Consider the following 24,917-nt stretch of genomic DNA (forward strand, 5'->3'; position numbering starts at 1 on the left):
CGCGGGTGCCACGGTTCTCGTCGAGTTCCTTGATCGTCTCGCCGAGCCGCTCAAACGCCGAATCGTCGTCGAACGCGCCCTGCACGAACCGGATGCCCTCGGAGAGCTGGTTCCAGACCGCCTCATCAAACGGGGTCCGTGCGTAGGACTTCACGGCGTCCTTCACCTCCGCGGCGAAGTCCTCGTTGTCCCAGTCCCGCCGGCCGAAACCGACCAGCGCGAAGCTGGGCGGCAACAGGCCCCGGTTGGCGAGGTCATACACGGCGGGCATGAGCTTCTTACGGGCAAGGTCCCCGGTGACTCCGAAGAGCACAAGCGAGGACGGCCCGGCAATCCGGTTCAGCCGCCGGTCCCGCGGATCCCGCAAAGGGTTCCCGGACCGGGCCGCTGACCTTCTGCCGTTCAAGGTATCTGGCATGGTTATTTCGGTGCCTTAGCTCTCAGTGGCGGATGCTGCCTGGCTGGCAAGCGACGAAACGATCTCCTGCAGCTGGGCCACGCCCGCTGCGCGGTCGGTGAGGTGCAGGCGCAGGACGGGCCGGCCGTGTTCGCTCAGTACCTGGGCGTCACCGGCGGCCTGGGCCGTGATCAGCTCACCGAACGTGAACGGACGCTCCGGAATGGCGAGGTCCTGGGCGGACGCCGCCGTGACCTGGAGGAAGACACCGATTGCGGGGCCGCCCTTGTGGAACTGGCCAGTGGAGTGCAGAAAGCGCGGTCCCCAGCCGAAGGTGACAGGCCGGCCGCTCACGGCGGCGAGTTCGTCCCGGACGCCCTCGAGCTGTGCGTAGGCCAGGCGGTCGAAGTAGGCCTGGACGCTCAGGTAGCCGTCGCTGCCCAGCTGGGCCAGCAACGCGGTGACCGCGTCGGTTGCCGAGGCGGCGTCGCCAAGCCATTCTCCGCCGCGGACCTCGATGGCGCCGTCGGTAAAGTTGGCCGGCGTCGGTTCCGGCTGGGCGTCCAGCAGACCACGGGCAGCCACCTTGGCGGCTTCGACGTCGGGCTGGTCAAACGGGTTGATGCCCAGGAGACGCCCGGCCACAGCGGTGGCAAATTCCCACACCATCATCTGCGAGGCGAGACCGCCGGCAATGGCAACTTCGTTCTCGCCGAGTTCGACGTCGGCATCAGCGCTCACGAGACGGACCACCAGGACGTCTTCAGCGCCGGAGGTGACTTCCGGAGCGTTCGGCCCCGCGACCACCGGCAGGACACCGGTTCCCAGCTTGCCCGTGGATTCAGCGATGAGCTGTTCGGCCCAGTCAGCGAAACCCACGATGCCCGAGCCGTCCTCCGCGATGACGATCTTGTCGCGCAGCGGGTTGGTGCCGCCCAGGGCAGCTCCCAGGACCAGCCCGATGTTCTCGGGAGCGTCCTCGTTCAGGATCTCCGCGGCTTCTTCAGCCTCGTCCAGCAGGGCTGCGATGTCCACGCCGGCCAGGCCAGACGGGACGAGCCCGAAGGCCGTCAGCGCCGAGTAGCGGCCGCCCACGTTCGGGTCCGCGTTGAAGACCGCACGGTAGCCGGCCTCGCGTGAGGCCTTGTCCAGCGGGGACCCGGGATCCGTGACCACGATGATCCGGCTCTTCGCATCGAGACCGGCCTCGGTGAAGGCGTGTTCGAAGATCCGCCGCTGCGAATCGGTTTCCAGGGTTGAACCGGATTTCGAGGAAACCACGATCGCGGTCTCAGCGAGGCGGTCCGCGAGGGCAGCACCGACCTGTTCGGGGTCGGTGCTGTCCAGCACAGTCAGCTCGACGCCAGCGGTGCCGGCGATGACTTCAGGAGCAAGCGAGGAGCCGCCCATGCCGCAGAGGGCAATGCGGGTAACCCCCTCCGCCTTGAGGGCATCGCGGAGTTCCAGGATGCCGTCCACCAGGGGCCGGGAGACGGTGGCCGCCTCCACCCAGCCGAGGCGGATTGCCGACTCGGCCTCTGCATCGGGGCCCCACAGGGTGTGGTCCTTGGCGAAGATCCGGGTGGCAACGCGGTCTTCCACGAGGGCGGGCAGGTGCTGCTCAAGGGCCTTCCGGGCGGAACCGGTGGCGTCGTAGCTGAGTGTGCTCATGTTGGGTTAGGAGGCCTTCCGTGCGGTGGCGAGGGCGCCTTCGACGTCTGCCAGGAGTTCCTTCCAGCTGGCAACAAACTTGTCCAGTCCTTCGGATTCCAGCAGGGCAACGACCTCGTTGTAGGACACACCGAGGGCATCAAGGGCGTTGAGGGTGGCGTTCGCTTCATCGTAGCCGTTGGTGACGGTGTCGCCCGTGACCACGCCGTGGTCGAAGGTGGCGTCCAGGGTCTTCTCCGGCATGGTGTTCACGACGTTCGGGGCAACGAGCTCGGTGACATAGAGGGTGTCGGGGTAAGCCGGGTCCTTCACGCCGGTGGAAGCCCACAGCGGACGCTGCGGCAGGGCGCCGGCCTCGGCCAGCACGGCCCAACGTTCGGTGGAGAAGAGCTCCTCATAGACCTGGTAGGCGAGGCGGGCGTTGGCAACGCCGGCCTTGCCCTTGAGGGCCTTGGCTTCCTCGGTGCCGATCGCGTCCAGCCGCTTGTCGATTTCCGTGTCCACGCGCGAGACGAAGAAGGACGCGACGGAGTGGATCTTGGAGAGGTCGTGGCCGTTGTCCTTGGCCTGCTCCAGACCGTTCTGGAAGGCGTTGATGACGGCGCGGTAGCGCTCCAGCGAGAAGATCAGGGTCACGTTGACGCTGATGCCCTCAGCCAGGGTTGCCGTGATGGCTTCCAGGCCCTCAAGCGTGGCCGGGATCTTGATGTGGACGTTGTCGCGGTTGACCTTCTTGTAGAGGTGCTTCGCTTCGGCAATGGTGCCGGCGGTGTCCCAGGCGAGGCGGGGGTCCACCTCGATGGAGACGCGGCCGTCCACACCCTTGGTCGCCGCGGCGATCGGGGCGAAGAGGTCGCAGGCGTCGGCGACGTCCGTCGTCGTGATTTCAAAGATGGTCTCTTCGATGGAGGCGCCGGCAGCGGCCTGGGCCGCGATGGTGGCGTCGTAGTCCGTGCCGGAGGTGATGGCGGCGTGGAAGATGCTGGGGTTCGTGGTGACACCAACAACGTTCTTCTCTTCGATCAGCTTCTGCAGCGTGCCGGTCTTCAGACGGCCGCGGGAGAGGTCGTCGAGCCAGATGGAAACGCCGGCGTCGGAAAGCTGCTGGGTGGGAGTGCTAGTCATTTCTAATCTCCTTGAACTGTGGGGGTGCTGATCAGGACTGGAGTCCGGCGAGGGAATCCTTGGCGGCGGCGGCAACAGCTTCTGCCGTGATGCCGAATTCCTGGAACAGGCGCTTGTAGTCGGCGGATGCGCCGTAGTGCTCGAGGCTGATGGAGCGGCCGGCGTCGCCGACGAATTCGCGCCAGCCCTGGGACAGGCCGGCCTCAACCGAAACCCGGGCCTTGACCGCTGCGGGCAGGACTGCCTCGCGGTAGGCGGCGTCCTGCTTGTTGAACCATTCGACGCACGGCATGGACACCACGCGGGCGGCGATGCCTTCGGCCTGCAGTGCTTCGCGGGCCTGGACAGCCAGCTGGACTTCCGAGCCGGTGCCGATCAGGATGACCTGCGCGTCCACGGTCTTGCCGTCCTTGGACGCCTCGGCCAGGACGTAACCGCCCTTGGCGACGCCTGCGGTCGAGCCGAAGGTGTCACCCTCGGCCGCGCCCTCGCCACGCTCGTAGGTGGGGATGTTCTGGCGGGTCAGGACGATGCCGGCGGGGTTCTCGTGGTTCTCCAGCATGGTCTTCCACGCTGCCGCGACCTCGTTGGCATCGCCCGGACGGACGACGTCGAGGCCCGGGATCGCGCGCAGCGAAGCGAGCTGCTCAACCGGCTGGTGCGTCGGGCCGTCCTCGCCGAGTCCGATGGAGTCGTGCGTCCAGACGTACAGGGACGGCACGCCCATGAGGGCGCCGAGGCGGATGGCCGGACGCTGGTAGTCGCTGAAGATCAGGAACGTGCCGGAGAACGCGCGGGTCTTGCCGTGCAGGCTGATGCCGTTCACGATCGACGCTGCGGCGTGCTCACGGATACCGAAGTGCAGGACGCGGCCGTAGGGGTTGCCGGACCAGGCGTTGGTCTGCTTGCCCGCGGGAACGAACGACGGCGAGCCTTCGATCGTGGTGTTGTTGGATTCGGCGAGGTCGGCCGAGCCGCCCCAGAGTTCCGGCATGACCGGGCCAATGGCGTTCAGGACCTTGCCGGACGCGGCGCGGGTGGAAACGTCCTTGCCGGCCGGGAAGACCGGCAGGACGCCGTCGAGCTCGGCGGGCAGCTGGCGGGATTCGACGCGCTCCAGCAGAGCAGCGCCTTCCGGGTTGGCGGACTGCCAGGCGGAGAAGGACTCTTCCCATTCCTTGCGTGCGTGGGCACCGCGGTCGACGACGGCGCGGGCGTGAGCCAGCACGTCCTCGTCCACCTCGAAGGACTTCTCGGGGTCGAAGCCGAGGACGTCCTTCAGTGCTGCCACTTCTTCCGAACCCAGGGCGGAGCCGTGGATCTTGCCGGTGTTCTGCTTCTTCGGGGCCGGGTAGCCGATGATGGTCCGCAGCGAGATGATGGACGGCTTGGAGGTTTCCGCCTTGGCCGCCAGAAGCGCCGAGTACAGCTCCTGGACGTCTTCCTTGTAGTCGCCGGTCTTGGTCCAGTCAACGCGCTGGGTGTGCCAGCCGTAAGCCTCGTAGCGCTTCAGGACATCCTCGGTGAAGGAGATGTCGGTGTCGTCTTCGATGGAGATGTGGTTCTCGTCGTAGATGACCACGAGGTTGCCGAGCTCCTGGTGGCCGGCAAGGGAGGAGGCCTCGGAAGTCACGCCTTCCTGGAGGTCGCCGTCGGAAGCGATAACCCAGATGGTGTGGTCGAACGGGCTGGTGCCGGGGGCGGCGTCGGCGTCAAACAGGCCGCGCTGGCGGCGCTGGGAGTAGGCGAAGCCCACCGAGGAGGCCAGGCCCTGGCCCAGCGGGCCGGTGGTAATTTCCACGCCGGCGGTGTGCTTGTATTCCGGGTGGCCCGGGGTCAGTGAGCCCCACGTGCGCAGTGCTTCGAGGTCCTTGAGTTCCAGGCCGTAGCCGGAGAGGAACAGCTGGATGTACAGCGTCAGGGACGTGTGGCCGGGGGAGAGGATGAAACGGTCGCGGCCGATCCAGTCCGGGTTCTTCGGGTCGTGCCGCATCAGCTTCTGGAACAGAAGGTAAGCGGCCGGAGCCAAGCTCATCGCGGTACCGGGGTGGCCGTTGCCCACCTTCTCCACGGCGTCGGCGGCCAGGACACGCACAGTGTCAACGGCGCGCTGGTCGAGGTCGGTCCAGGTCAGTTCTTGCTCTTTCACATGTGCCACGGAATCCGGGCCCCTCTCTGTGTTAACGGCAAGCGGTTAGGACACACAGCGGCAGGGCATAATTGGTGCCCGCTGCATTTGTTGTCTACCAGCCGTTCACCATTGAAACGTTGATCTTCATTCAGTCGCCGGACGGATCGGAATGCGGTTTCTTGCCCGTCTTCCAGTGTGCGCTGATCTGCAGACAGCTTAGCTCTATTCCACACTTCGGGCGGCCAAAATCTCACCAGTTGGACGCAATTTCTCTTTTGTGAATCATCCGTGCGGTGAGGCTGCGTTAATGTGATTAAAGCAAGCACGAACGAATCATTTTCAGTGATTTGCCGTCACACACCGATGCCAGCGATCCATGCGGGACCGCGGTATGATATCGGAAGGCCACCGGCGGGCAGGGCGGGCATTAGTGCGCAACATGACAGCCCCGTCAGCCGCCGATGAGGGATCGGTCCGGACCGCGAGTCCGGGCGCACTGATCAGATAAACAGCCAGACAGAAACAGAGTGACTGCCACGTGAGCACAACAGATACGCCGCTGACCTCTTCCCGGGTCCACGGAAGAGCCGGACTAGCCCGCAAGGCGAAGGCGTACCTTGCACTCACCAAGCCCAGGGTCATTGAACTCCTGCTGGTCAGCACCCTGCCCACCATGATTTACGCGCAGCGCGGCTTCCCGTCACTCGGCCTCATCATGGCCACCCTCGTGGGCGGCGCGTTCGCGGCCGGCAGCGCGGGTGCCTTCAACTGCTACATCGACCGCGACATCGACAAGCTGATGCACCGCACCGAGAAGCGGCCCCTGGTCACCGGTGAGGTCACGCCGCGCGAGGCCCTGATCTTTGCCTGGCTGCTGGGCGCCGCGGCGATCGCCATCCTCTGGTTCGGCGCAAACCCGCTCTCCGCCTGGCTCGGGCTGGGTGCCATCGTCTTCTACGTCGTCATCTACACCATGATCCTCAAGCGCCGCACCGCCCAGAACATCGTCTGGGGCGGCGCCGCGGGCTGTTTCCCCGTGCTGATCGCCTGGTCCGCCGTGACCAACACGGTCGAGTGGCCGGCCATCGTCCTGTTTATGGTGATCTTCCTCTGGACCCCCCCGCATTACTGGCCGCTGTCCATGCGCTACGGCGAGGACTACCGCAACGCCAACGTGCCGATGCTTGGTGCCATCGCCGGCGCCAAGGTCGTGTCCGTCCAGGTGGTCCTGTACGCCTGGGCCATGGTCGCATGCTCGCTGCTCATGATCCCGGCCGGCAGCGCAGGCTGGGTTTACACCGCTGTTGCCGTGCTGGCCGGTGCCTGGTTCCTGCATGAGTCGCACGCCCTGTATAACCGGGCGCAGGGCGGGGACCTCTCCGACAAGGGCGCCATGAAGGTCTTCCACGGCTCCATCAGCTACCTGACGCTGCTCTTCATCGCGCTGGCCGTCGACCCGTTTGTCGGCTCGCCGATCATGGGCTAAATCCCTGCAGGACGCTTCCTCAGATCCTGCGGGTTTTCCTGCGACGCGTCCTCAGATCCTGCGGGTTTTCCTCTGACGCTTCCTCAGATCCCGCGCTGAATGCAGAAATGCTCCCTCACTCATGTGAGGGAGCATTTCTTGTCTAACCCGACGCGGCGAGACGCAAGCGCCGAGTGATAGGGCGACGGGACCTGAGGAAGCGTCGGGGATGAAGCGGCGGGACCTGAGGAAGCGTCGGGGATGAAGCGGCGGGACCTGAGGAAGCGTCGGGGGGAAAGCGATGGGATGTGAGGAAGCGTCGGCCTGAGTCGGCCCCGAATTACTTGACGGGGCTGGAGCGGGCGATGTCGGCGGCGTTGGTTGCTGCGGCCATCAGCAGGGCCGCACCCAGCATGTGCGCGCCCACAAGCAGCGCCGGAATGCCGTTGTAGTACTGCGTGAAGCCAATGACGGCCTGGAGCACGGTGACGCCGAGCAGCATCAGCACGGCCGTCCGGAACGTCCCCGAGATGCCGCGGCGGAACACGAAGTACACGGCAAGCAGCGTACCGGCGGTGACGAGGTAGGCGGGCACGGCATGGATGTGCGAGAACAGGTCCCAGTCCAGGTCGTTGCGGGGCGCATTGGCGTCACCCGCGTGCGGTCCGGCGCCGGTCACCACGACGCCCAGCATGACGGCGACCGCGGAGAAGAGAGCGACGGCGGTCATCACCGGACGCAGGACTCCCGGCAGTGGGGTGAGCGGAAGGGTCCGGAACTGGCCCGTCCTCCCGTAGGCACGATTGACCAGCAGCATGGCGAAAACCACGAGGGCCATGGACACCAGGAAGTGCAGGCCCACCACCCAGGGGTTCAGCTGGGTCAGCACAGTGATGCCGCCAATGATTGCCTGCGCCGGGATGCTCGCCAGCAGGCCCAGGGCCAGCAGGAACAGGTCCTTGCGCTCTTTGCGAAGGTTCCACAAGTACACGAGCATGAGCACGGCGACGGCGGCCAGGGCGAAGGTCAGCAGCCGGTTCCCGAACTCGATGAAACCGTGGATGCCCATCTCGGGGGTATTCACCAGGGAATTGTTTGTGCACCTGGGCCAGGTGGGGCAGCCAAGGCCCGAGGCGGTCAGCCGGACGGCGCCGCCGGTGACCACCAGGACCGTCTGTCCGATCAGGGACAGCACGGCGAGGCGGCGGACGGTCGAATCGACGGTGACGGGAAGTTTGGATGCCAGGCGGCCGACGAACTGGGGGAGGCGCGAAGCGGTGCTCACTTTATTCTCAATTCCATTTGAACCAGCGGATGGCTGCTGCGCCGGCGAGAACCGTCCACATCAGCAGGACAAGGACGGCGTTGCCGTTGACGGCGCCGTGCAGGAATGCGTCCCGCAGCCCTTCGCCGAGGGATCCGGACGGCAGCAGGTGAACGGTGTTCTGGGCGAGCTCCGGCAGCCGCTGCATGGGGATCACAATGCCGCCCAGGGCGCCCAGCAAGATCCAGAGCAGGTTCGTGATGGCCAGCGTCGCCTCAGGCCGGACGGTTCCGGCCACCAGCAGCCCCAGTGCGGTGAACGCGGCCGCACCCAGCACCAGCAGGCCGAGGCCGGGCAGCACTCCCAACAGATTGGGCCGCCAGCCGAGCGGAAGGGCTACGGCGGCGACGATGACCACCTGGATCACCAGGACGGCCAGGACCGCCAGGATCTTCCCTGCGATCAGGCCGGCGCGGCCCAGGGGCGTGGTGGACAGGAACCGCAGCACGCCGTACCGGCGGTCGAAGCCGGTCGCAATGCCCTGCCCGGTGAAGGCAGTGGACATGGCGCAGAGCGCGAGGATGCCGGGGACGGCAACGTTGACCCGGCTGTCCCCCATGCCGTCGAGCAGCGGGGTGACCGTCAGGCCGATCAGGGCAAGAAGGGGCAGGACCACCGCGAGGATCAGTTGCTCGCCGTTCCGGAGCATGGTCGCGGCCTCGTATTTGCCCTGCAGCAGGATCCGGCGGAGCAGGGGAGCGGGAGCGCTGCCCGTGGCTGTCGTCATCGGATTTCCCTTCCGGAAATGTCAAGGAATACATCTTCGAGGCTGCGGGCCTCCATGCTCAGGGAGCCCGGCATGATGCCGTGGTGTGCCCACCAGGCGGTCAGCGCTGCGAGGTCATCCGGCGTCAGCGCGCCGGTAGCCGTGTAGCTGCCGGAACGCGTCTCGCGGATCTCGATCTCGGCCGCCAGAACGCCGGTGAAGTCCAGCCCCGGCAGTGCTTCGAAGTGCAGCGTCCGGACGTGGTCCCTGTGGGGCGCTTCCGGCATGTTGTGCTGCAGCAGCTGGGCAACGGTGCCCTCCGCAACATTCCTGCCGGCGTCGATGATGTACACGTAGTCGGCCAGCCGCTGTGCGTCATCCATGAGGTGGGTGGTGAGGATGATCCCCATCCCGCTGTCCCGGAGCTCCGCGATCAGTTCGAAGACCAACTGCCGGGACTGCGGGTCCAGCCCGGCGCTCGGTTCGTCCAGGAACAGGACCTCCGGGTTGCCGATCAGGGCGGCGGCGAGGGCCAGCCGCTGCTTCTGGCCGCCGGAGAGCCGGCGGACATTGGTCCTGCTGAAGCTGTCGATGCCCAGCCGCTGCACCAACTCATCCACCGGCCTGGGATTGCGGTACATGCCGGCAATGTGGCGGAGCAGTGGGATGGGACGGGCCGACGGCGGGAGGCCGCCGTCCTGGAGCATGACGCCGACGCGGGCACGCAGTTCCGCACCGGCGGTGCCGGGGTCCGAGCCGAGCAACGTAATACTTCCGCCCGTGCGCTTCTGAAGCCCCTGCGCGCATTCTATGGTGGTAGTCTTGCCGGCGCCGTTGGCACCGAGCAGCGCCGTGACCTCGCCGCGGCCGGCGACGAGTGAGACGTCGCTCACCACCCTGAGCATCTTGCCATCGAGGGTGGGGAGCGGACCAACGTCCTTGATGAGCCCGTCGATAGTCAAGACAGGGGATTTGGGGGATCGCACCCCAGCATTCTACGTGAAGTAGTACTGTCACTGTTGAGCCGGCGTACTGCCGCCGGACCGGCGAAGCCCCGGCCGGACGCAGGTCAGCCTTGCCTTACTGGAACCCCGCAATAAATTACGACATGATTGTGTTGTGTATTCCATGACCAACACCACTTCCGTGCCTCTGGCCGGGCAGGGCGCGCCTGCGGGTGCGCTGCGCGGTGGAAAACGTGCTGCCTTGGCATCCGTGCCGTCAGCGGCCGACGCCGACGAGCGCACGCGTGACCGCGTCCTCAGCGCCGTCCTGGAGCACGGGCCCGTCAGCGCAGCCGAACTGGGCGACATGCTCGGGTTCACCCCGGCGGCCGTCCGCCGCCACCTGGACCACCTGTCCCGCGCGGGCGTCATCGAGGTCAAGCGCGTGGCCCGCGCAGGCGCCGGTGCCGGCCGCCCCGCCCGCCGCTACGTCCTCAGCTCCCAGGGCCAGTCCTCACTGGGTGACGACTACCTGAACATTGCCACCCTGGCGCTCAAGCAGCTCGGCGCGGTGGCGGGGGATGAAGCCGTCCGCCAGTTCGCCGTCGAGCGTTTCGCGGAGATGGAACGCCGCTACGCCCCCGAGGTGGAAGCGGCCGGAACGGACATCACCGCCCGTGCCCAGGCGCTCTCCGCCGCCCTCTCCCGGGACGGCTTCGTGGCTTCCACGGCCTCGATCGAAGCCAAGGCACCCCTGCCCGCCGCACTCTCCAGCGTCCAGCTGTGCCAGGGCCACTGCCCCATCCAGCAGCTGGCCACCCAGTTTCCCGTGTTCTGCGACGCGGAAACGGAAATGTTTTCGCGCCTCGTCGGTGTCGATGTCCGCAGGCTCTCCACGCTCGCCCGCGGGGGACACGTCTGCACCACCCACATACCCACAGGCCGTCCGGCCGTGACGGTGGCCACGGCCACCAGCGGCGCCCCGGACAACCTGGACGAAGTATCCAACCATCTGCAAGAAAGGCCGTGATGACGGACCAACTATCAGAGAAGACGGTTGCTGAGACTGCTGTGATTTCGGAGATTCTCGAAAAGAATCCCGAGCTCCACGGAATCGGTACCTACGAGTACGGCTGGGCCGACAAGAACGACGTCGGAGCCAACGCACGCCGTGGCCTCAACGAGGACGTCGTCCGCGACATTTCGGCCAAGAAGAGCGAGCCGGAATGGATGCTGGACCTGCGCCTGAAGGGCCTGAAGTACTTCGGCCGCAAGCCCATGCCCACCTGGGGCGCGGACCTGTCCGGCATCGACTTCGACAACATCAAGTACTTCGTCCGCTCCACGGAGAAGCAGGCCGCAACGTGGGAAGACCTTCCCGAGGACATCCGCAACACGTATGAGAAGCTCGGCATCCCGGAAGCCGAGCGCAGCCGCCTGGTCTCCGGTGTGGCAGCCCAGTACGAATCCGAGGTCGTGTACCACCAGATCCGCGAGGACCTCGAGGCCCAGGGCGTCATCTTCCTGGACACCGACACCGCACTGCGCGAGTACCCGGAGATCTTCCAGGAGTACTTCGGCACCATCATTCCGGTGGGAGACAACAAGTTTGCCTCGCTGAACACGGCCGTATGGTCCGGCGGTTCCTTCGTGTACGTGCCCAAGGGCGTCCACGTGGACATTCCGCTGCAGGCCTACTTCCGCATCAACACGGAAAACATGGGCCAGTTCGAGCGCACGCTGATCATCGCGGACGAGGACTCCTACGTCCACTACATCGAGGGCTGCACCGCCCCGATCTACACCTCGGACTCGCTGCACTCCGCCGTCGTGGAAATCGTGGTCAAGAAGGGCGCCCGCGTCCGGTACACCACCATCCAGAACTGGTCCAACAACGTGTACAACCTGGTGACCAAGCGCGCGATCTGCGAAGAAGGCGCCACCATGGAGTGGATCGATGGCAACATCGGTTCCAAGGTCACCATGAAGTACCCGGCCGTCTACCTCACGGGCGAGCATGCCAAGGGCGAGACCCTGTCCATCGCGTTCGCCGGCGAGGGCCAGCACCAGGACACCGGCTCCAAGATGGTCCACATCGCGCCGAACACCAAGAGCTCCATCATCTCCAAGTCCGTGGCCCGCGGAGGCGGACGCGCGGCCTACCGCGGCCTGGTCCAGATCCGCGAAGGCGCCAAGCACTCGGCCAACACCGTGCGCTGCGACGCCCTGCTGGTGGACACCATCAGCCGGTCGGACACCTACCCGTACATCGACATCCGCGAGGATGACGTCCAGCTGGGCCACGAGGCAACTGTCTCGCGCGTTTCCGAAGAGCAGCTCTTCTACCTCATGTCCCGCGGCATGCGCGAAGACGAAGCCATGGCCATGATCGTGCGCGGCTTCATCGAGCCGATCGCCCGCGAGCTGCCGATGGAATACGCCCTCGAGCTGAACCGCCTCATTGAACTCCAGATGGAAGGATCCGTCGGTTAATGACTGCCGAAATTACTACTGAAAAGGCCCGCATCGGAGCGCCTTCCATCGCAGGCTTCACCGAGGAAGGGGAGGGCCTGGTTTCCGCCAAGGTGGACCACAGCCACAACCACGGCCTCACCGTGATGTCCTCCCGCGCCGAGCGCCTCACGAGCTTCGACGTCGCCGACTTTGCGCTACCCACCGGCCGTGAAGAGGAATGGCGCTTCAGCCCGGTCCGCGGACTGGCCAACCTGCTCTCCGACGCAGCGACGGACGGCGAAGCGGCCGCATTCTCCGTGGAAGCCCCCGAAGGCTACGTCCGCGGCAGCCTGGCACAAGGAGCCGCCCCACGCGGAACCGTACTGACCCCGGCCGACCGGGCCGCCGTCGTCGCCTCCGCAAACACCGACGAGGCCCTGCACGTGGTCATCCCGGCGGAAGCCGAACCGGCTGAGCCGGTGCGCATCCTGGTCCACGGCGGGGGCGCCGGCCGCCGCTCCAACGCACACTACGTGCTGGAGGCCGGGGCCAACTCGCGCAGCGTGGTGATCCTGGAGCACACGGGCGCCGCCGACCACAACGGCAACCTGGAAGTCATCGTTGGCGAGGGCGCAAAGCTCACCGTGATCTCGGTGCAGCTCTGGGAAGACGACGCCAAGCACCTCGCACAGCACGACGCGCAGGTGGGCAAGGACGCTGTGTACAAGCACATCGCCGTGTCCCTCGGCGGATCCATCGTGCGCCTGAACTCAAACGTCCGCTTCGCGGGTGAAGGTGCCGAGGCCGAGCTGCTGGGCCTCTACTTCGCCGACGCCGGGCAGCACCTGGAGCACCGGTCCTTCGTTGACCACAACGTGGCCAACTGCAAGTCCAACGTGCTGTACAAGGGCGCCCTCCAGGGCAAGAACGCGCACACCGTGTGGGTCGGCGACGTCCTGATCCAGAAGCAGGCCCTGGGCACCGACTCGTACGAGAAGAACCAGAACCTCGTGCTGACGGACGGCTGCCGGGCCGACTCTGTTCCGAACCTCGAGATCGAGACTGGTCTCATCGAGGGCGCCGGACACGCGAGCTCCACCGGGCGTTTTGACGACGAACACCTGTTCTACCTCATGGCACGCGGCATTCCGGAAGAGGTTGCGCGGCGTCTCGTCGTGCGCGGCTTCCTCAACGAGATCATCCAGCAGATCAAGGTCCCGGCACTCGAAGAGCGCCTGACCGAGGCTGTTGAGCGTGAACTCGCCGCGACCGAGAACTAAGCAGCCCCGGAAAGTACAGGACAACGGATGACTGAACAGCCAAAGGGCGAGCTCGTCTGCAACGTGAACGAGATCCAGCCCAAGCAGGCCCTGCGGATCCTGATCGATGACTTCCCCGTCGCGATCGTCAAGGACTCCATGGGAGAGATCCACGCGATCGGCGACACCTGCTCGCACGCGGACATCTCTCTCTCGGAGGGCGAGGTGGAGGGCTGTGCCATCGAATGCTGGGGCCACGGGTCGCAGTTCGACCTGCGCAGCGGCGAGCCTCTCCAGCTGCCGGCCTACGACCCCGTGCCCGTGTTCGCGGTGGAGATCGTCGGGGATGAGGTCTACGTGGACTTCACCAACGTCCTCAACGGCGCCGAAGCCCCGAACTTCAGCTAGCCCGGCCTGTACCAGAACTAAACAACTTCCAGACCAAAAGACCGCACCGCTGCCCCAACGGCACGGTGCAGAGGAGAACAAGACACATGTCTACTCTTGAGATCAAGGACCTGCACGTCAGCATCGACACCGAGCAGGGCACCAAGGAGATCCTGAAGGGCGTCAGCCTGACCATCCGCACCGGTGAGACCCACGCCATCATGGGCCCCAACGGTTCGGGCAAGTCCACTCTTGCATCCACCATCTCAGGCCACCCGCGCTACAACGTCACCGGCGGCACCATCACGCTGGACGGCGAAGACGTCCTCGCGATGAGCGTTGACGAGCGTGCACGCGCCGGCCTCTTCCTGGCCATGCAGTACCCGGTGGAGGTTCCCGGCGTCACCATGACCAACTTCCTGCGGACTGCCAAGACCGCCATCGACGGCCAGGCGCCGGCGCTGCGTACGTGGACCAAGGACGTCAAGGCTGCCATGCAGCAGCTGCGCATCGATGCGGACTTCGCACAGCGCAACGTCAACGAGGGCTTCTCGGGCGGCGAAAAGAAGCGCGTGGAGATCCTCCAGCTCGAGCTCTTCAAGCCCAAGTTCGCAGTGCTTGACGAGACCGACTCCGGCCTGGACGTCGACGCCCTGAAGATCGTCTCCGAAGGCGTCAACCGCGCCCACGCCGAAGGCAACATGGGCACCATGCTCATCACGCACTACACCCGCATCCTGCGCTACATCAAGCCCGAGTTCGTCCACGTCTTCGTTGACGGCCAGATTGTTGAAGAGGGCGGCCCGGAGCTCGCCGACCGCCTTGAAGAAGAGGGCTACGACCGCTACGCCAAGGGCGCGGGCGCAGCCTCGATCGCTGCCGCCGCAGCCCAGGCCTAGTAAGGACACGCCATGACAGAAATCGACGCAGCCCGCACCGGGCTGGAGGATGTCGAAGAGGCACTCAAGGATGTCATTGACCCCGAGCTCGGGGTTAACATCGTGGACCTCGGGCTGCTGTACGGCCTGAAGTACTCGGAGGACGACGGCGCGCTGCTGATTGACATGACCCTCACCACGGCCGCCTGTCCGCTGACCGACGTGCTCGAGGAGCAAGTCGGCAAGGCGCTGGACGGCGTAGTGGACGACTGGCGCCTGAACTGGGTATGGATGCCGCCATGGGGTCCGGAGCGGATCACCGACGACGGCAAGGACCAGATGCGGGCCCTCGGCTTCAACATCTAAAACCCAAAAAAGTACGACGACGGCCGGTCACCTTCTTCACGGAGGTGACCGGCCGTCGTCGTTCCCCAGTCGATCTAAACCTAGAGCGTCGGGGCGCTGAACGTGTCGCACTGGTTGATGTCGCCGGTCTTGTAGCCCTGGTAGAACCACTTCTGCCGCTGGGCGCTGGACCCGTGCGTCCAGCCCTCAGGCGAGACCCTTCCCGTGGCGGCCTTCTGGATCCTGTCGTCGCCCACGGCGGAGGCAGCCGAGAGCGCGTCGTTCAGGTCCTGCTGCTTCAGCGGCTCCAGGAACGGCTTGCCGGTCTTCGGTTCCTTCTGCGTGGTGGCGTACCGGGTCCAGAGCCCTGCGTAGCAGTCAGCCTGCAACTCCACCCGGACGGCGCCGGACTCCGCGCCCTGCGGATCCTGCTGCGCCTTGTCCAGGTCGCCGAGGATGTTCTGGATGTGGTGGCCGACCTCATGGGCCACCACATATTCCTGGGCCAGCGGACCGCCCGAGGAGCCGAAGCGGGTCACGAGGTCCTGGAAGAACCCGGGATCGAAGTAGGCCGTGGTGTCCGCCGGGCAGTAGAACGGGCCCACCTCGGACGTGGCCGTGCCGCAGCCGGTGCGCGTGGCGCCCTCGAACAGCACAGCCTTCGGCCGCGGGTACTTCACGTTGTAATCGGCGAGGTAAGCCGGCCAGAACGTGTTGAGGCTGTTCACGGTCCCGGCAATCCGGCAGTCGAGGTCCTTGTCGGCGTCGGAACCCAGCTTGCAGTTGGTGAGGGGTGTTCCCGTGCTCTGGGCGGGCTGTTCCTGGCCGGTGCCCAGGAGCCCCCCGAGCAGCTGCGGATTGATGCCGAAGAGTGCAGCAAGGAGGAGGACGACGCCGCCCCCGATGCCTCCGCCGATTTTTGTGCCGCGGCCTACTCCACCGCCGCGCCGGTCTTCCACCTGGGATGGGTCCAGCTCGACCCCGTCATTGAAGCTCATGTTGTCACAATAGTCTTCACGGCAGGGCGGTGGCGGGTCCGGGCCGGTAAAGTTGGTCCGATGCCTTTTCTCAACAGCCTTCAGCGTTGGGCCGATGAACGCCCCGACGACACCGCCGTCGTCGTGGCCGGAAAAAGGCTCAGCTGGGCCGAACTGCGCGACGGCGCGCAGTTCGCCGCAGCCTCCAGCGCGGCGCCTGTCACGGTCCTCGCCGAGCCGAATTCCACCCGGTTCGCCATTGAGTTCGCCGCAGCCGTCGCCGGCGACCGCGAGTGCGCGGTTCTGGACCCCACCTGGCCGAACGCGCTGCAGGACGAGATTGTCCAGCGGCTGGGCAGCGGCGTTGACCCGGTGCCCGGGAGCGCCGGCGCCCAGCTGGCGGACGGGGACCCGGCGTCCTCGTTCCTCATCGGCCTGACCTCCGGCACCACGTCCGTGCCCAAGGCGTTCACCCGCTCGCGCCGCTCCTGGCAGCAGTCCTTCGAGGCCTCGATGGAGTTCTTCGGGCTCGGCCAGCAGGACAAAACGCTTGCGCCCGGTCCGCTGGCCGCCAGCCTCAACCTGTATGCCCTGGCCGAGTGCCTCTACGCCGGCTCTGAGTTCCACACGCTGGAATCCTTCGACGTCGGCGATGTCCACGCCGCCATCACCCACGACGGCATCACCCGGCTGGTGCTGGTGCCCACCATGCTGCGGCTGCTCAGCGAACGCGGACTGCTGGGCTGTGTGGACGCGTCGGGCGTCCGGACCATCATCTGCGCGGGCTCGAAGCTGGATGCGCGCACGCTGGAAGCGGCCCGCCGGTGGGCACCGCATGCCACCATCTTCGAGTACTACGGCGCGTCGGAGCTCAGTTTCGTCTCCGGCGCCGGCCTGGCCGCCGGGGAGCCGTTCGCCGCCGGGAGCACCGCGATCGGCCGGCCGTTCCCGGGCGTCGAGGTGCGGATCCTGGACGACTCAGGAAACGAGCTACCCGACGGGGCAGCCGGCAACATCAGCGTCCAAAGCGGCATGGTCAGCAACGGCTACCTCTGGGGCGACGACGGCCAGGCGCTGCGCTGCTTCGACGGCTGGTTCACCGTGGGGGACCAGGGTTACCTGTCGGACGGTGTGCTTCACATCCTCGGCCGGCGCGCCGACATGATCATCACTGCAGGCAAGAACGTCTACCCCCACGAGGTGGAGCTGGCGCTGTCCTCCGTCCCCGGGGTGGCCTCGGCCATCGCCGCCGGCATGGACGACGACCTCCGTGGCCAGCGCGTGGTAGCCGGCATCGTTCCCTCACACGGCGGAGTCACCGCCACCCAGCTGAAGACCGGCCTCGAGGACGTCCTGGCCAAGGACAAGCGGCCGCTGCAGTACTACGCCCTGGATGAGCTTCCCGTGACGGATCGCGGAAAGGTGAGCCGACGGCTGTTGCTGGACTGGATTGCGGCCCGGGACAGCCGGGTTCGGCACCTTGTCTAGGGGCACGGCGTCTGGCGTGCAGCTCGAACTGCCCGACGACCGGCAGCCGGTGATCATCGCCGCGCTGCGCACGCCCGTCTGCCGGGCGAACGGTGTGCTGAAGCACCTGCGTTCCCACGAGCTCCTGGCCCCGGTCCTCAGGGCCCTGCTCGCCGAAACGGCAGTGGATGCGGGTGAGGTGGCGGACGTCGTCATCGGCAACGCCGTGGGTGCGGGCGGCAACGTTGCGCGTCTCGCTGCCCTCGAAGCCGGCCTGCCCGTCACCGTCCCCGGCCTCACCGTCGACCGGCAGTGCGGCTCCGGCCTCGACGCCATCGTCCTCGCATCGCGGCTCGTCGCCGCAGGCGGCGGAACCTACCTTGCCGGCGGCGTCGAAAGCATCAGCACCGCGCCGCTGCGCGCACACCGGAACGACGACGGCGAACCCGCCTTCTTCAGCCGCGCCCAGTTTGCGCCGCACCGCCACGGCGACCCGGATATGGGGGTCGCGGCCGAGAACGTGGCCCAGGAGTACGGCATCAGCCGCGCGCGGCAGGACGAGTTTGCGCTGCGCAGCCACCGCAGGGCGGTGGCCGCACAAGCCGGCGGCATGTTTGCCCGGGAGACAGTCCCGCTGCCGGGTGCGTCAGGGACCGCGACGGAATCCGAAATCGTCACGGCCGACGACGGTCCCCGCTCCAAACTCAGCGAGGCCCTGATGGCACGGTTCCCTGCGGCGTTCGTGGAATCCGGATCTGTCACCGCCGGAAATTCCTGCTTCGACGCAGACGGGGCGGCCGCCGTCGTCATCACCTCGCTGGCCAAGGCCCGGGAACTGGGCGCTGCCGACGCCCTGGCCGTGCTGGGCACGGAGACGGCCGGTGTGGAACCGAAGCTCCTGGGCATCGGTGCCGCGGCCGCCGCCTCACGCCTGCTGGCCGCGAAGTCCTTGGATGCCGCGGACGTGGACCTCGTGGAGTTCAACGAGGCGTTTGCCGCGCAGACTCTCGCCTGCCTTGACCATCTCGGAATTGACTCCCTTCGGGCCAACGCCGACGGCGGGGCGCTGGCTTTGGGTCACGCCTACGGGGCGTCCGGGGCCGTGCTGGTCACTAGGCTGTTGGCGCAGGCCCGGCACACACCGGCTGCGCCCGGCCAGGAAAAGCTAGCCCTGGCCATGATCAGCATCGCCGGCGGCATGGGCACGGCGGCGCTGTTCCGCCATATCCGGCTGTAGACCGGACGGACGCAGCCGAGTGCCAGCCGCGCCCGAAAAACCTGGCCGGCTTCCATGATTTCCTTGCGGCCCTGGAGCTGGGCAACTCCGGATGTAGTCGCCCTGCAGGGGCCGTCCCTCAAACCGATTCGTCAGACTACACACGAGTGCTAACCATGGCGCGTGGTCCGGACGTGACCCAAACAGCGCCATGTACTCCGCCGCCCGAGTGGCGTACGCGTTCTGAACCACAAGATCCGTCATCGTGCGAGCTTACCGACGCCGGTCACAGGCTGTCAGGCGGTCGCTATCGCGGTTTGCGCGTGGCTCCTTGGCCTGTCGCCAAAAACGTCGCCACGCCCAGGATCAACGAGGTGGCGATGGCTGCCGGCAACGGGATGTTGCCGTTCACCCAGAGGGCGCCGAATAGCGATATGGCCATCACCAATAGCCCTGCGAATGCAGCAAATACCTTGGTCTTATTCCTTGTCCCCATGCGAAATAGCCTACCGATGGATCCGCAAGGAGCGAACGCGTCCCGGCCGCGCGAACCAGCAGGCGGCGTGCGGGTACCTAAAAGGACGCGGTAATGACCACCGCAAGAACTGCAAGAACCCCGACGGCGATCAAAGGTTTGTTCCACGTTGACGTGACTCTATCCCGACCGGGGGTGATTCCGCCGGGGCGGGCGTCGTGCCAGGCGGCCACCACGGCGTCCCGTCCGGTTTTCGCCACGGGCTGGCTGATCCGCTCGTTGCTCGGAAGAATGCTGTAGGGACGGCTCTTCAAATCGCTCAGATGCTGGAACCCTGCTCCAAGCGCTGGAGGCGGCGTGGGTGCGCCCCAACTGACATACTTCTTGCCGGCCGCCAAGATAACCGTAGTGAAGCGAACCTCGATGTCCTCTATCGTCCGGAACGGTATCCGGTGATCGCGCAAGCCATTGATGACTTCGAACCCGCAGCCGTCAACGCGCAGGCATGGCCGCCACTGGGCAACGTAAACGAACCAGGACAGAAGGATCAGCCAGGGCGCTGCCTCTCCTGCGGCTCTGGTAGCTCCGCCCACAAGCAACCACGAGAGCGTGCCGGCGGCGAGTAGCCACACGGCCGCAGCGACGGCGCGGGCCGATGGAGCACGGTGTGTTGCGGCCTGGCCTTCCTCTGCCTTAGCAACGCTATTGCCGTAAAGCTTCATCGGTTCCCCCAAATCCCAAACTGACGCTTGCCCCGACCCTACCCTTGCCGGCGCCCGTCTCGTAGTGTTTGCTGCGTGACTGGGGCGAGTGTTGGTTGGGTGAAAGTCGATGGAGCGAAAATCTATTGGGAGACGTCGGGGAACCCCGCGGGGATTCCCGTGCTGTACCTCCACGGTGGCCCCGGCGCTGCTCCCGGCCAGGGGTACCGGACCCGCCACGACGCTTCAAGATTCTGGACCGTCGGGTTGCATCAGCGCGGCTGCGGCAGAAGCTCGCCGTCCGTTCAGGACGACCTGAGCTCCCTGGGCGCAAACACCACCCAAACCTTGATCGAGGACATCGAAGCCGTGCGCAAGCATCTTGGTATCGGGAAGTGGATTGTTACAGGGGTGTCGTGGGGTAGCACGCTCGCTCTGGCATATGCCCTTGAGCACCGGGACCGTGTGCACGGGCTCGCGCTGATGGCCGTGACCACGAGCAGCCGTGACGAGGTTCAGTGGATCACCGAGGGCGTTGGCAGGATCTTCCCGGAAGCATGGGAGGAGTTCTCGCGCGCGGCCAGGTGCCTGCCCGGCGAGTGGGTGGTGGATGCGTATGCCCGCCGCCTCGCCGGCGTGGATCGGGACGACGCCGAGACGGCGGCCCGCGCATGGGACCGTTGGAAATCCGTGCACATCTCGCTGGATCCGCTGTGGCAGCCCGGGGCGATGTTCGGCGATGACCGCGAGCGCATGACCTTCGCCATTCTCGTCACCCACTACTGGTCCCATAACGGCTTCCTTACGGGTGGACAGGCCATCATGGAAAGGGTCCAGCAACTTAACGGAATTCCCGGCCACCTCATTCACGGCCGGAGAGACGTTAGCGGCCCCGCCATCACGCCCTGGATGCTTCATCAGCGCTGGGAGAACAGCCGTCTCACCGTCATCGAGAACGAAGGGCATGGAGGTCCTGAATCGGTGGCCGCGCTTGTCGAGGCCGTCGAAGAAATTGCGGCCGGTCTGCCCCGGACGGACTGAAGGTACATCACAGGAACGGACATTGTGATCTAGGCTTACTCCACATCTCGCGTCTGCCCGTCGCGAGCGAAAGAGAGGCAGAGCCTATGCAGCCCGACCTTGGCCAGCGTGCCGCGAACGAGCACGCCGACGTCGCGCGGTCCCTTCTCTCCGCCGCAGAGCAAGCACTCTCAGGCGCCGATGTCGACGCCGAACTGCAGACCAGGCTGGCCCAGGCCCATGCCACCCTTGCCCTGGCGCTCGAAACGCGCGCCGCGGCATATGACACCCGGACTGCCGCGTACGTTGCATATCTGGCGACGCTGAAATCGGATGCCCGTTCGGACAACAAGCAGCACGCCGCCGTCGTCGCGCAGCTTGTCCGCGACCGCCTCGGCTTCGAATCGGAGTAGCCGGCCGGCTGCGTGCAGCGGGCTGTCAGCTCCACCGCTCCCAGTAGTCATCTGCGGCCTGCAGGAACCGGCGCCGTCGGATTTGTTCGCCAAGCAGCGGGTAGCTGTCGGCCCTGCCCAGCGGGCCTGAAGCATCGGACACGGGCGTGTAGCTGATTGCAGCCAGCACGGGGCGCAAGAAAGTAGAGGGCGGCTGCCGGCCAGCAACGCTCAGGGGCACGGCGTGGCGGTGGCGGTTCTTATTCGTCGATGCCTGTGCTGAGGCTGAGCTCGCGCCACTGGTCCAGTTCTGCGCGCTGCACATCGGCGACGGCGGCAAACGCACCATAGGCGTCCTGGCCGAGGACCAGCAGCGACGGCGGGTTAGCGCTTTCGACGACGGCGATGATCGCCTCCGCTGCCTTGCCGGGGTCTCCGGGCTGGGTGCCGTGGACAGTGTCGTTCTCCTTGCGGCGTTTGCCGGCCGTCTCCGCATAGTCCGGAATAGCCGTCGCCGATTGCGTCAGTGAGCGGCCGGCGAAGTCGGTGCGGAACGCACCGGGTTCGATGGCCGTGACACTGATCCCGAGCGGCTGTAGTTCCTTGTGCAGCGAGCCCGACAGGCCCTCCAGGGCCGCCTTGGTGGCGGAGTAGTAGCCGGAACCGGCCGGCGAGATGCGCGCGCCGATGGAGGAGATGTTCAGGATCGCCCCCGCTCGCTTGGCGCGCATGTCCGGCAGGACTGCTTTGATCATGTCGACGGCGCCGAAAAGGTTCGTATCGAACAGCTGGCGGATGTCGGCGTCGTCCGCTTCTTCAACGGCGGCACGGTAGCCGTAGCCGGCGTTATTAACGAGCACGTCGATGCCGCCGAACCGGGCCTGTGCCTGCTGCACCGCCGAGCTGATCTGTTCCTTGTCGGTGACGTCGAGGGGGAGGGCCAGCGCGGTGCCAGGGAAATCGGCCGCGATGTCCTTCACTGCGTTGACATTCCGTGCGGTGACGACGGCGTTGTGGCCGTGGGCGAGCACGGCCTGGGCGAGGGCCCTGCCGAGTCCGGTCGAGCAGCCTGTGATGAGCCATGTGGTCATTGGACTTGCTTCCGTTGGTTGTTGGGGCTGTTCCGCCATGCCAAGGGCGCCGCCGTGTCCAACTGCCCGCCGCGGCGGGATGACTAAGGCGGGCCGGACCGTCAGGACGCGCCGAGCGCGGTGAGGACGATGAGCACGCAGTTCAGGCCAACGATGAGCGTGGCGCTGGTCCAGCCCGCTATTTTCAGTGGGGTCGAATCGGTGTGGATGCCCATGACCTCACGCTTGCCGGTGAGCCGGATCAGCGGAATCAGGGCGAACGGGATGCCAAAGCTGAGGAGCACCTGGCTCAGGACCAGGGCCAGCGTCGGTTCGATGCCGGCGCCAAGAATTGCCAACGCCGGAATCAGCGTGATCACGCGCCGGGTGAGCAGAGGAATGCGGACCTTCAGCAGGCCTCCCATGATGGTGGCGCCGGCGTAGCAGCCCACGGAGGTGGACGCCAGGCCCGAGGCTAGCAGGCCGATGGCGAATACGACGCCGATCGCCGGACCCAGTGCCGACGTCACCGCGGCGTGCGCGCCGGCGATGGTGTCGGTCCCTTCCACGCCGCGCAGGCTGGAGGCTGCCAGCAGCAGCATGGCGATATTGACCACGCCGGCCAACAACAGGGCGCCCGCCACGTCGAACCGGGTGGCCCGGATGAGGCGGGTCCGCACGGCGGGGTTCTCGGAGAAGCCGTGCCGGTCCCGGGCAAGGGCGGAATGCAGGTAAATGGCGTGCGGCATCACCGTGGCGCCGAGCATGCTCGCGGCGAGCAGGATGGTGTCTGTTCCTTCGAAGCGCGGCACCAGGCCGGTCAGTGCGTTGCCGGCGTCCGGCGGATTGACGAACAGCCCGGACACAAACCCGACCGCGATCACGCCCAGCAGGATCAGAATGGCCACTTCAAAGGACCTCTGGCTCCGGTTCGACTGCAGCGACAGCAGCAGCATCGACGCGAGTCCGATGATGATCCCGCCGGCCAGCAGCGGAAGCCCGAACAGCAGGTTCAGTGCGACGGCCCCGCCGATCACCTCAGCCATGTCGGTGGCTCCGGCCACGATCTCCGCCTGCGCCCAGTACGCCCGCCGGCGGCGGGTCCCCAGGCGCTTGCCCAGAATCTCGGGAAGGCTCATGCCGGTGGCCAGGCCCAGCTTGGCGGACTGGTACTGCACCAGCACAGCCATGGCATTGGCCGCCACCAGCACCCAGACCAGCAGGTAGCCGTAGTTCGCCCCGGCGGTCAGGTTCGCTGCCACGTTGCCCGGGTCGACATACGCGATGGCCGCCACGAACGCCGGACCCAGCAACAGCAGGCGCGACCACACCCGACCCGGTGCGGTGCGCTCTGAAAGGGTCGAAACAGCCATCATCCATCCTCGTCATTGGGGGGTACCGATAAGACGAGGATACCGAAATTTAGGTATACCGAAAAGTAGCCATTAGGGCTACCGTGCTGGCCCTGTTGTGAGCAGCTGATTCCGGGCCATAATGACGGTGTGGCTTCCTACCTGGGGTATCGGGGATTCGCGGCCGTTGCTTGGTCCGGCGCAATGGTGGTGATTGCCGCTGCGGGGTGTGGCTCCTCCTCGGCTGGGGAACCGCCCTGCTTTCCGCCGCCATATTCGGTGCGGCCGTCAGAAGCCAGGCCGGGGGAGCCCGTGACTGTTGCAGCACAGGACACCGATTGCAACCCCCGCTATGGTGCGAACGCCCGGATTCAGATCAGCGTTACCGATTCCTCAGAGGCGAAAGTCGTCAACACTACTTCCGCAATGAACGACGGTGGCGGCTTTTCTTACACTTTCGTCGTCCCCGCACGGACTGCGCCGGGCAAGGCGACGGTCACGGCAGTGCCGTACAACGTTGACTGGTGCGACGACACCGGTAGAAACAACCGGGTGGCGGGGGCTGCCGTCGTTCAGTTGCAGCGGGCATCGTGTGTATTGCCGGTGAAGCCCCTGACCATCGGCCGGTAGCGGTCCATCGCCGCTTGCGCTGCCTGATCATGAGTAAATTATGGATTCACGCGCGCTTGCCGGCCGATACCTCTGAGGCTTTGCACTTGGCCCTGATGAAGGACTGCTCCGCCTCCGAAAGCTGCAGTTCGCCGTGCTGGTCCTGGGCGACATGGCCGCCTGAGACCTGCTGAACAACGTTCGCCACGGTCCGCGGAAGAACAACGCAACCGGGGTTTTCAACGAGCCACTTCTTTGTGGTCTCATCAAGCTCATTCCACCATCGAACAATCGGCCTTTGGCCCATGAAGTGCTCCTCGGATTTGAGACCTTACATTAATCGACGCGGCCGCCGGGTTTACGCCTCACGGCGCCGCATGACGTGCAGAAATAGCCAAAACACACATCGATTAGGTACTCATGCCCACCTGCCCCCATCGTGGCGCCGGCCCGTCAACACCACGCTGTCTTTGACGTGCCGAAAAGAATTCACGAATTTCTAAATTGGTGATCAGTAACGAGTGTGGCCCCGATGCAGAAAGGGGTCAAGAG

General features: G+C 66.0%; 24 protein-coding genes and 1 pseudogene. 12 read left to right on the top strand and 13 right to left on the bottom strand.

Annotation, left to right across the window (positions count from 1 at the left end; all coding sequences use genetic code 11):
- From CXZ05_RS16005 to tkt, 4 genes and pseudogenes are all read right to left on the bottom strand, one after another.
- Positions 1-418, bottom strand: a pseudogene (locus tag CXZ05_RS16005) (glucose-6-phosphate dehydrogenase); the annotation flags it as partial.
- Positions 419-433: 15 nt separating this feature from the next.
- Positions 434-2,068: a glucose-6-phosphate isomerase gene (locus CXZ05_RS16010; RefSeq protein WP_102973537.1), complete on the bottom strand. Its 1,635-nt coding sequence runs from the start codon at positions 2,066-2,068 to the stop codon at positions 434-436.
- A gap of 6 nt (positions 2,069-2,074) precedes the next feature.
- Complete coding sequence (gene tal / locus CXZ05_RS16015) at positions 2,075-3,193, bottom strand: transaldolase (RefSeq protein WP_102973538.1); 1,119 nt, start codon at positions 3,191-3,193, stop codon at positions 2,075-2,077.
- Positions 3,194-3,224: 31 nt separating this feature from the next.
- Positions 3,225-5,342, bottom strand: coding sequence for a transketolase (gene tkt / locus CXZ05_RS16020; RefSeq protein WP_102973539.1), 2,118 nt, complete (start codon positions 5,340-5,342; stop codon positions 3,225-3,227).
- 520 nt (positions 5,343-5,862) lie between these two features.
- Between tkt and CXZ05_RS16025 the strand changes: the two genes are divergently transcribed.
- Entirely contained in the window at positions 5,863-6,810 is a 948-nt protein-coding gene (locus CXZ05_RS16025; RefSeq protein WP_102973540.1) for a heme o synthase, read from the top strand.
- A gap of 319 nt (positions 6,811-7,129) precedes the next feature.
- On the opposite strand, the gene CXZ05_RS16030 is transcribed toward CXZ05_RS16025, so the two are convergent.
- The 3 genes from CXZ05_RS16030 to CXZ05_RS16040 are packed head-to-tail and all read right to left on the bottom strand — an operon-like array spanning position 7,130 to position 9,805.
- Positions 7,130-8,074 carry a heme A synthase gene (locus CXZ05_RS16030; protein ID WP_102973541.1) on the bottom strand — a complete coding sequence of 315 codons (945 nt, stop codon included), beginning with the start codon at positions 8,072-8,074 and terminating at the stop codon, positions 7,130-7,132.
- 7 nt (positions 8,075-8,081) lie between these two features.
- Positions 8,082-8,840, bottom strand: a complete 759-nt coding sequence (locus tag CXZ05_RS16035) for an ABC transporter permease (protein ID WP_102973542.1) — start codon at positions 8,838-8,840, stop codon at positions 8,082-8,084.
- Complete coding sequence (locus tag CXZ05_RS16040; protein WP_102973543.1) at positions 8,837-9,805, bottom strand: ABC transporter ATP-binding protein; 969 nt, start codon at positions 9,803-9,805, stop codon at positions 8,837-8,839. Before CXZ05_RS16040 ends, CXZ05_RS16035 begins: the two co-directional genes overlap by 4 nt.
- Before the next feature lie 133 nt (positions 9,806-9,938).
- Between CXZ05_RS16040 and CXZ05_RS16045 the strand changes: the two genes are divergently transcribed.
- From CXZ05_RS16045 to CXZ05_RS16070, 6 genes are all read left to right on the top strand, one after another.
- Entirely contained in the window at positions 9,939-10,793 is an 855-nt protein-coding gene (locus tag CXZ05_RS16045; RefSeq protein WP_102973544.1) for a metalloregulator ArsR/SmtB family transcription factor, read from the top strand.
- The gene (gene sufB, locus CXZ05_RS16050) at positions 10,793-12,256 is read left to right on the top strand and encodes a Fe-S cluster assembly protein SufB (protein WP_102973545.1); all 1,464 of its coding nucleotides are present in this window, start codon (positions 10,793-10,795) and stop codon (positions 12,254-12,256) included. Before CXZ05_RS16045 ends, sufB begins: the two co-directional genes overlap by 1 nt.
- Positions 12,256-13,497 (top strand): Fe-S cluster assembly protein SufD, encoded by a 1,242-nt coding sequence (gene sufD, locus CXZ05_RS16055; protein WP_102973546.1) that lies wholly within the window; start codon positions 12,256-12,258, stop codon positions 13,495-13,497. The genes sufB and sufD overlap by 1 nt, the downstream gene beginning before the upstream one ends.
- Before the next feature lie 27 nt (positions 13,498-13,524).
- On the top strand, positions 13,525-13,884 hold the full coding sequence (locus CXZ05_RS16060) for a non-heme iron oxygenase ferredoxin subunit (protein WP_102973547.1): 360 nt from the start codon (positions 13,525-13,527) through the stop codon (positions 13,882-13,884).
- A gap of 86 nt (positions 13,885-13,970) precedes the next feature.
- On the top strand, positions 13,971-14,762 hold the full coding sequence (gene sufC / locus CXZ05_RS16065) for a Fe-S cluster assembly ATPase SufC (RefSeq protein WP_102973548.1): 792 nt from the start codon (positions 13,971-13,973) through the stop codon (positions 14,760-14,762).
- Between the two features lie 12 nt (positions 14,763-14,774).
- Positions 14,775-15,107 (top strand): metal-sulfur cluster assembly factor, encoded by a 333-nt coding sequence (locus tag CXZ05_RS16070; RefSeq protein ID WP_102973549.1) that lies wholly within the window; start codon positions 14,775-14,777, stop codon positions 15,105-15,107.
- 80 nt (positions 15,108-15,187) lie between these two features.
- Here CXZ05_RS16070 and CXZ05_RS16075 read toward each other — a convergent pair whose 3' ends face one another.
- Positions 15,188-16,084 carry a neutral zinc metallopeptidase gene (locus CXZ05_RS16075; protein ID WP_102973550.1) on the bottom strand — a complete coding sequence of 299 codons (897 nt, stop codon included), beginning with the start codon at positions 16,082-16,084 and terminating at the stop codon, positions 15,188-15,190.
- Between the two features lie 60 nt (positions 16,085-16,144).
- Here CXZ05_RS16075 and CXZ05_RS16080 point away from each other — a divergent pair, with 60 nt between their 5' ends.
- Both CXZ05_RS16080 and CXZ05_RS16085 read left to right on the top strand, forming a co-directional pair.
- Positions 16,145-17,551 (top strand): class I adenylate-forming enzyme family protein, encoded by a 1,407-nt coding sequence (locus CXZ05_RS16080; protein ID WP_102973551.1) that lies wholly within the window; start codon positions 16,145-16,147, stop codon positions 17,549-17,551.
- Positions 17,552-17,567: 16 nt separating this feature from the next.
- Positions 17,568-18,767, top strand: coding sequence for a thiolase family protein (locus CXZ05_RS16085; RefSeq protein WP_180987419.1), 1,200 nt, complete (start codon positions 17,568-17,570; stop codon positions 18,765-18,767).
- 552 nt (positions 18,768-19,319) lie between these two features.
- Here the strand turns inward: CXZ05_RS16085 and CXZ05_RS16090 are convergent.
- The gene (locus CXZ05_RS16090; protein WP_102973552.1) at positions 19,320-19,943 is read right to left on the bottom strand and encodes a hypothetical protein; all 624 of its coding nucleotides are present in this window, start codon (positions 19,941-19,943) and stop codon (positions 19,320-19,322) included.
- A gap of 99 nt (positions 19,944-20,042) precedes the next feature.
- Here CXZ05_RS16090 and CXZ05_RS16095 point away from each other — a divergent pair, with 99 nt between their 5' ends.
- Together CXZ05_RS16095 and CXZ05_RS16100 are read left to right on the top strand one after the other, a co-directional pair.
- Positions 20,043-20,963, top strand: a complete 921-nt coding sequence (locus tag CXZ05_RS16095) for an alpha/beta fold hydrolase (protein ID WP_258006615.1) — start codon at positions 20,043-20,045, stop codon at positions 20,961-20,963.
- 86 nt (positions 20,964-21,049) lie between these two features.
- The gene (locus CXZ05_RS16100) at positions 21,050-21,355 is read left to right on the top strand and encodes a hypothetical protein (RefSeq protein ID WP_102973554.1); all 306 of its coding nucleotides are present in this window, start codon (positions 21,050-21,052) and stop codon (positions 21,353-21,355) included.
- Positions 21,356-21,380: 25 nt separating this feature from the next.
- Here the strand turns inward: CXZ05_RS16100 and CXZ05_RS23145 are convergent, their stop codons facing one another.
- The 3 genes from CXZ05_RS23145 to CXZ05_RS16110 all read right to left on the bottom strand — a co-directional run bounded on the left by CXZ05_RS23145 (position 21,381) and on the right by CXZ05_RS16110 (position 23,777).
- A complete protein-coding gene (locus tag CXZ05_RS23145; RefSeq protein ID WP_180987420.1) occupies positions 21,381-21,524 on the bottom strand; it encodes a hypothetical protein in 144 nt (47 codons plus the stop codon).
- A 70-nt stretch (positions 21,525-21,594) separates the two neighbouring features.
- On the bottom strand, positions 21,595-22,425 hold the full coding sequence (locus CXZ05_RS16105) for an oxidoreductase (RefSeq protein ID WP_102973555.1): 831 nt from the start codon (positions 22,423-22,425) through the stop codon (positions 21,595-21,597).
- Positions 22,426-22,526: 101 nt separating this feature from the next.
- Positions 22,527-23,777, bottom strand: a complete 1,251-nt coding sequence (locus CXZ05_RS16110) for an Nramp family divalent metal transporter (protein ID WP_102973556.1) — start codon at positions 23,775-23,777, stop codon at positions 22,527-22,529.
- 291 nt (positions 23,778-24,068) lie between these two features.
- On the opposite strand from CXZ05_RS16110, the gene CXZ05_RS16115 reads away from it, so the two are divergent.
- Complete coding sequence (locus tag CXZ05_RS16115) at positions 24,069-24,386, top strand: hypothetical protein (RefSeq protein WP_102973557.1); 318 nt, start codon at positions 24,069-24,071, stop codon at positions 24,384-24,386.
- Positions 24,387-24,432: 46 nt separating this feature from the next.
- On the opposite strand, the gene CXZ05_RS16120 is transcribed toward CXZ05_RS16115, so the two are convergent.
- A complete protein-coding gene (locus CXZ05_RS16120; protein ID WP_102973558.1) occupies positions 24,433-24,672 on the bottom strand; it encodes a hypothetical protein in 240 nt (79 codons plus the stop codon).
- Positions 24,673-24,917: the final 245 nt, after the last annotated feature.

This window comes from Arthrobacter sp. AFG20, from assembly GCF_002892795.1.
GTDB lineage: Bacteria > Actinomycetota > Actinomycetes > Actinomycetales > Micrococcaceae > Arthrobacter.

Coding starts and splice junctions, on each gene's coding strand:
- CXZ05_RS16010 (WP_102973537.1), bottom strand. CDS start 2,068: ATGAGCACACTCAGCTACGACGCCACCGGTTCCGCCCGGAAGGCCCTT.
- tal (WP_102973538.1), bottom strand. CDS start 3,193: ATGACTAGCACTCCCACCCAGCAGCTTTCCGACGCCGGCGTTTCCATC.
- CXZ05_RS16035 (WP_102973542.1), bottom strand. CDS start 8,840: ATGACGACAGCCACGGGCAGCGCTCCCGCTCCCCTGCTCCGCCGGATC.
- sufB (WP_102973545.1), top strand. CDS start 10,793: ATGACGGACCAACTATCAGAGAAGACGGTTGCTGAGACTGCTGTGATT.
- sufD (WP_102973546.1), top strand. CDS start 12,256: ATGACTGCCGAAATTACTACTGAAAAGGCCCGCATCGGAGCGCCTTCC.
- CXZ05_RS16060 (WP_102973547.1), top strand. CDS start 13,525: ATGACTGAACAGCCAAAGGGCGAGCTCGTCTGCAACGTGAACGAGATC.
- sufC (WP_102973548.1), top strand. CDS start 13,971: ATGTCTACTCTTGAGATCAAGGACCTGCACGTCAGCATCGACACCGAG.
- CXZ05_RS16070 (WP_102973549.1), top strand. CDS start 14,775: ATGACAGAAATCGACGCAGCCCGCACCGGGCTGGAGGATGTCGAAGAG.
- CXZ05_RS16075 (WP_102973550.1), bottom strand. CDS start 16,084: ATGAGCTTCAATGACGGGGTCGAGCTGGACCCATCCCAGGTGGAAGAC.
- CXZ05_RS16080 (WP_102973551.1), top strand. CDS start 16,145: ATGCCTTTTCTCAACAGCCTTCAGCGTTGGGCCGATGAACGCCCCGAC.
- CXZ05_RS16090 (WP_102973552.1), bottom strand. CDS start 19,943: ATGAAGCTTTACGGCAATAGCGTTGCTAAGGCAGAGGAAGGCCAGGCC.
- CXZ05_RS16100 (WP_102973554.1), top strand. CDS start 21,050: ATGCAGCCCGACCTTGGCCAGCGTGCCGCGAACGAGCACGCCGACGTC.
- CXZ05_RS16105 (WP_102973555.1), bottom strand. CDS start 22,425: ATGACCACATGGCTCATCACAGGCTGCTCGACCGGACTCGGCAGGGCC.
- CXZ05_RS16110 (WP_102973556.1), bottom strand. CDS start 23,777: ATGGCTGTTTCGACCCTTTCAGAGCGCACCGCACCGGGTCGGGTGTGG.
- CXZ05_RS16120 (WP_102973558.1), bottom strand. CDS start 24,672: ATGGGCCAAAGGCCGATTGTTCGATGGTGGAATGAGCTTGATGAGACC.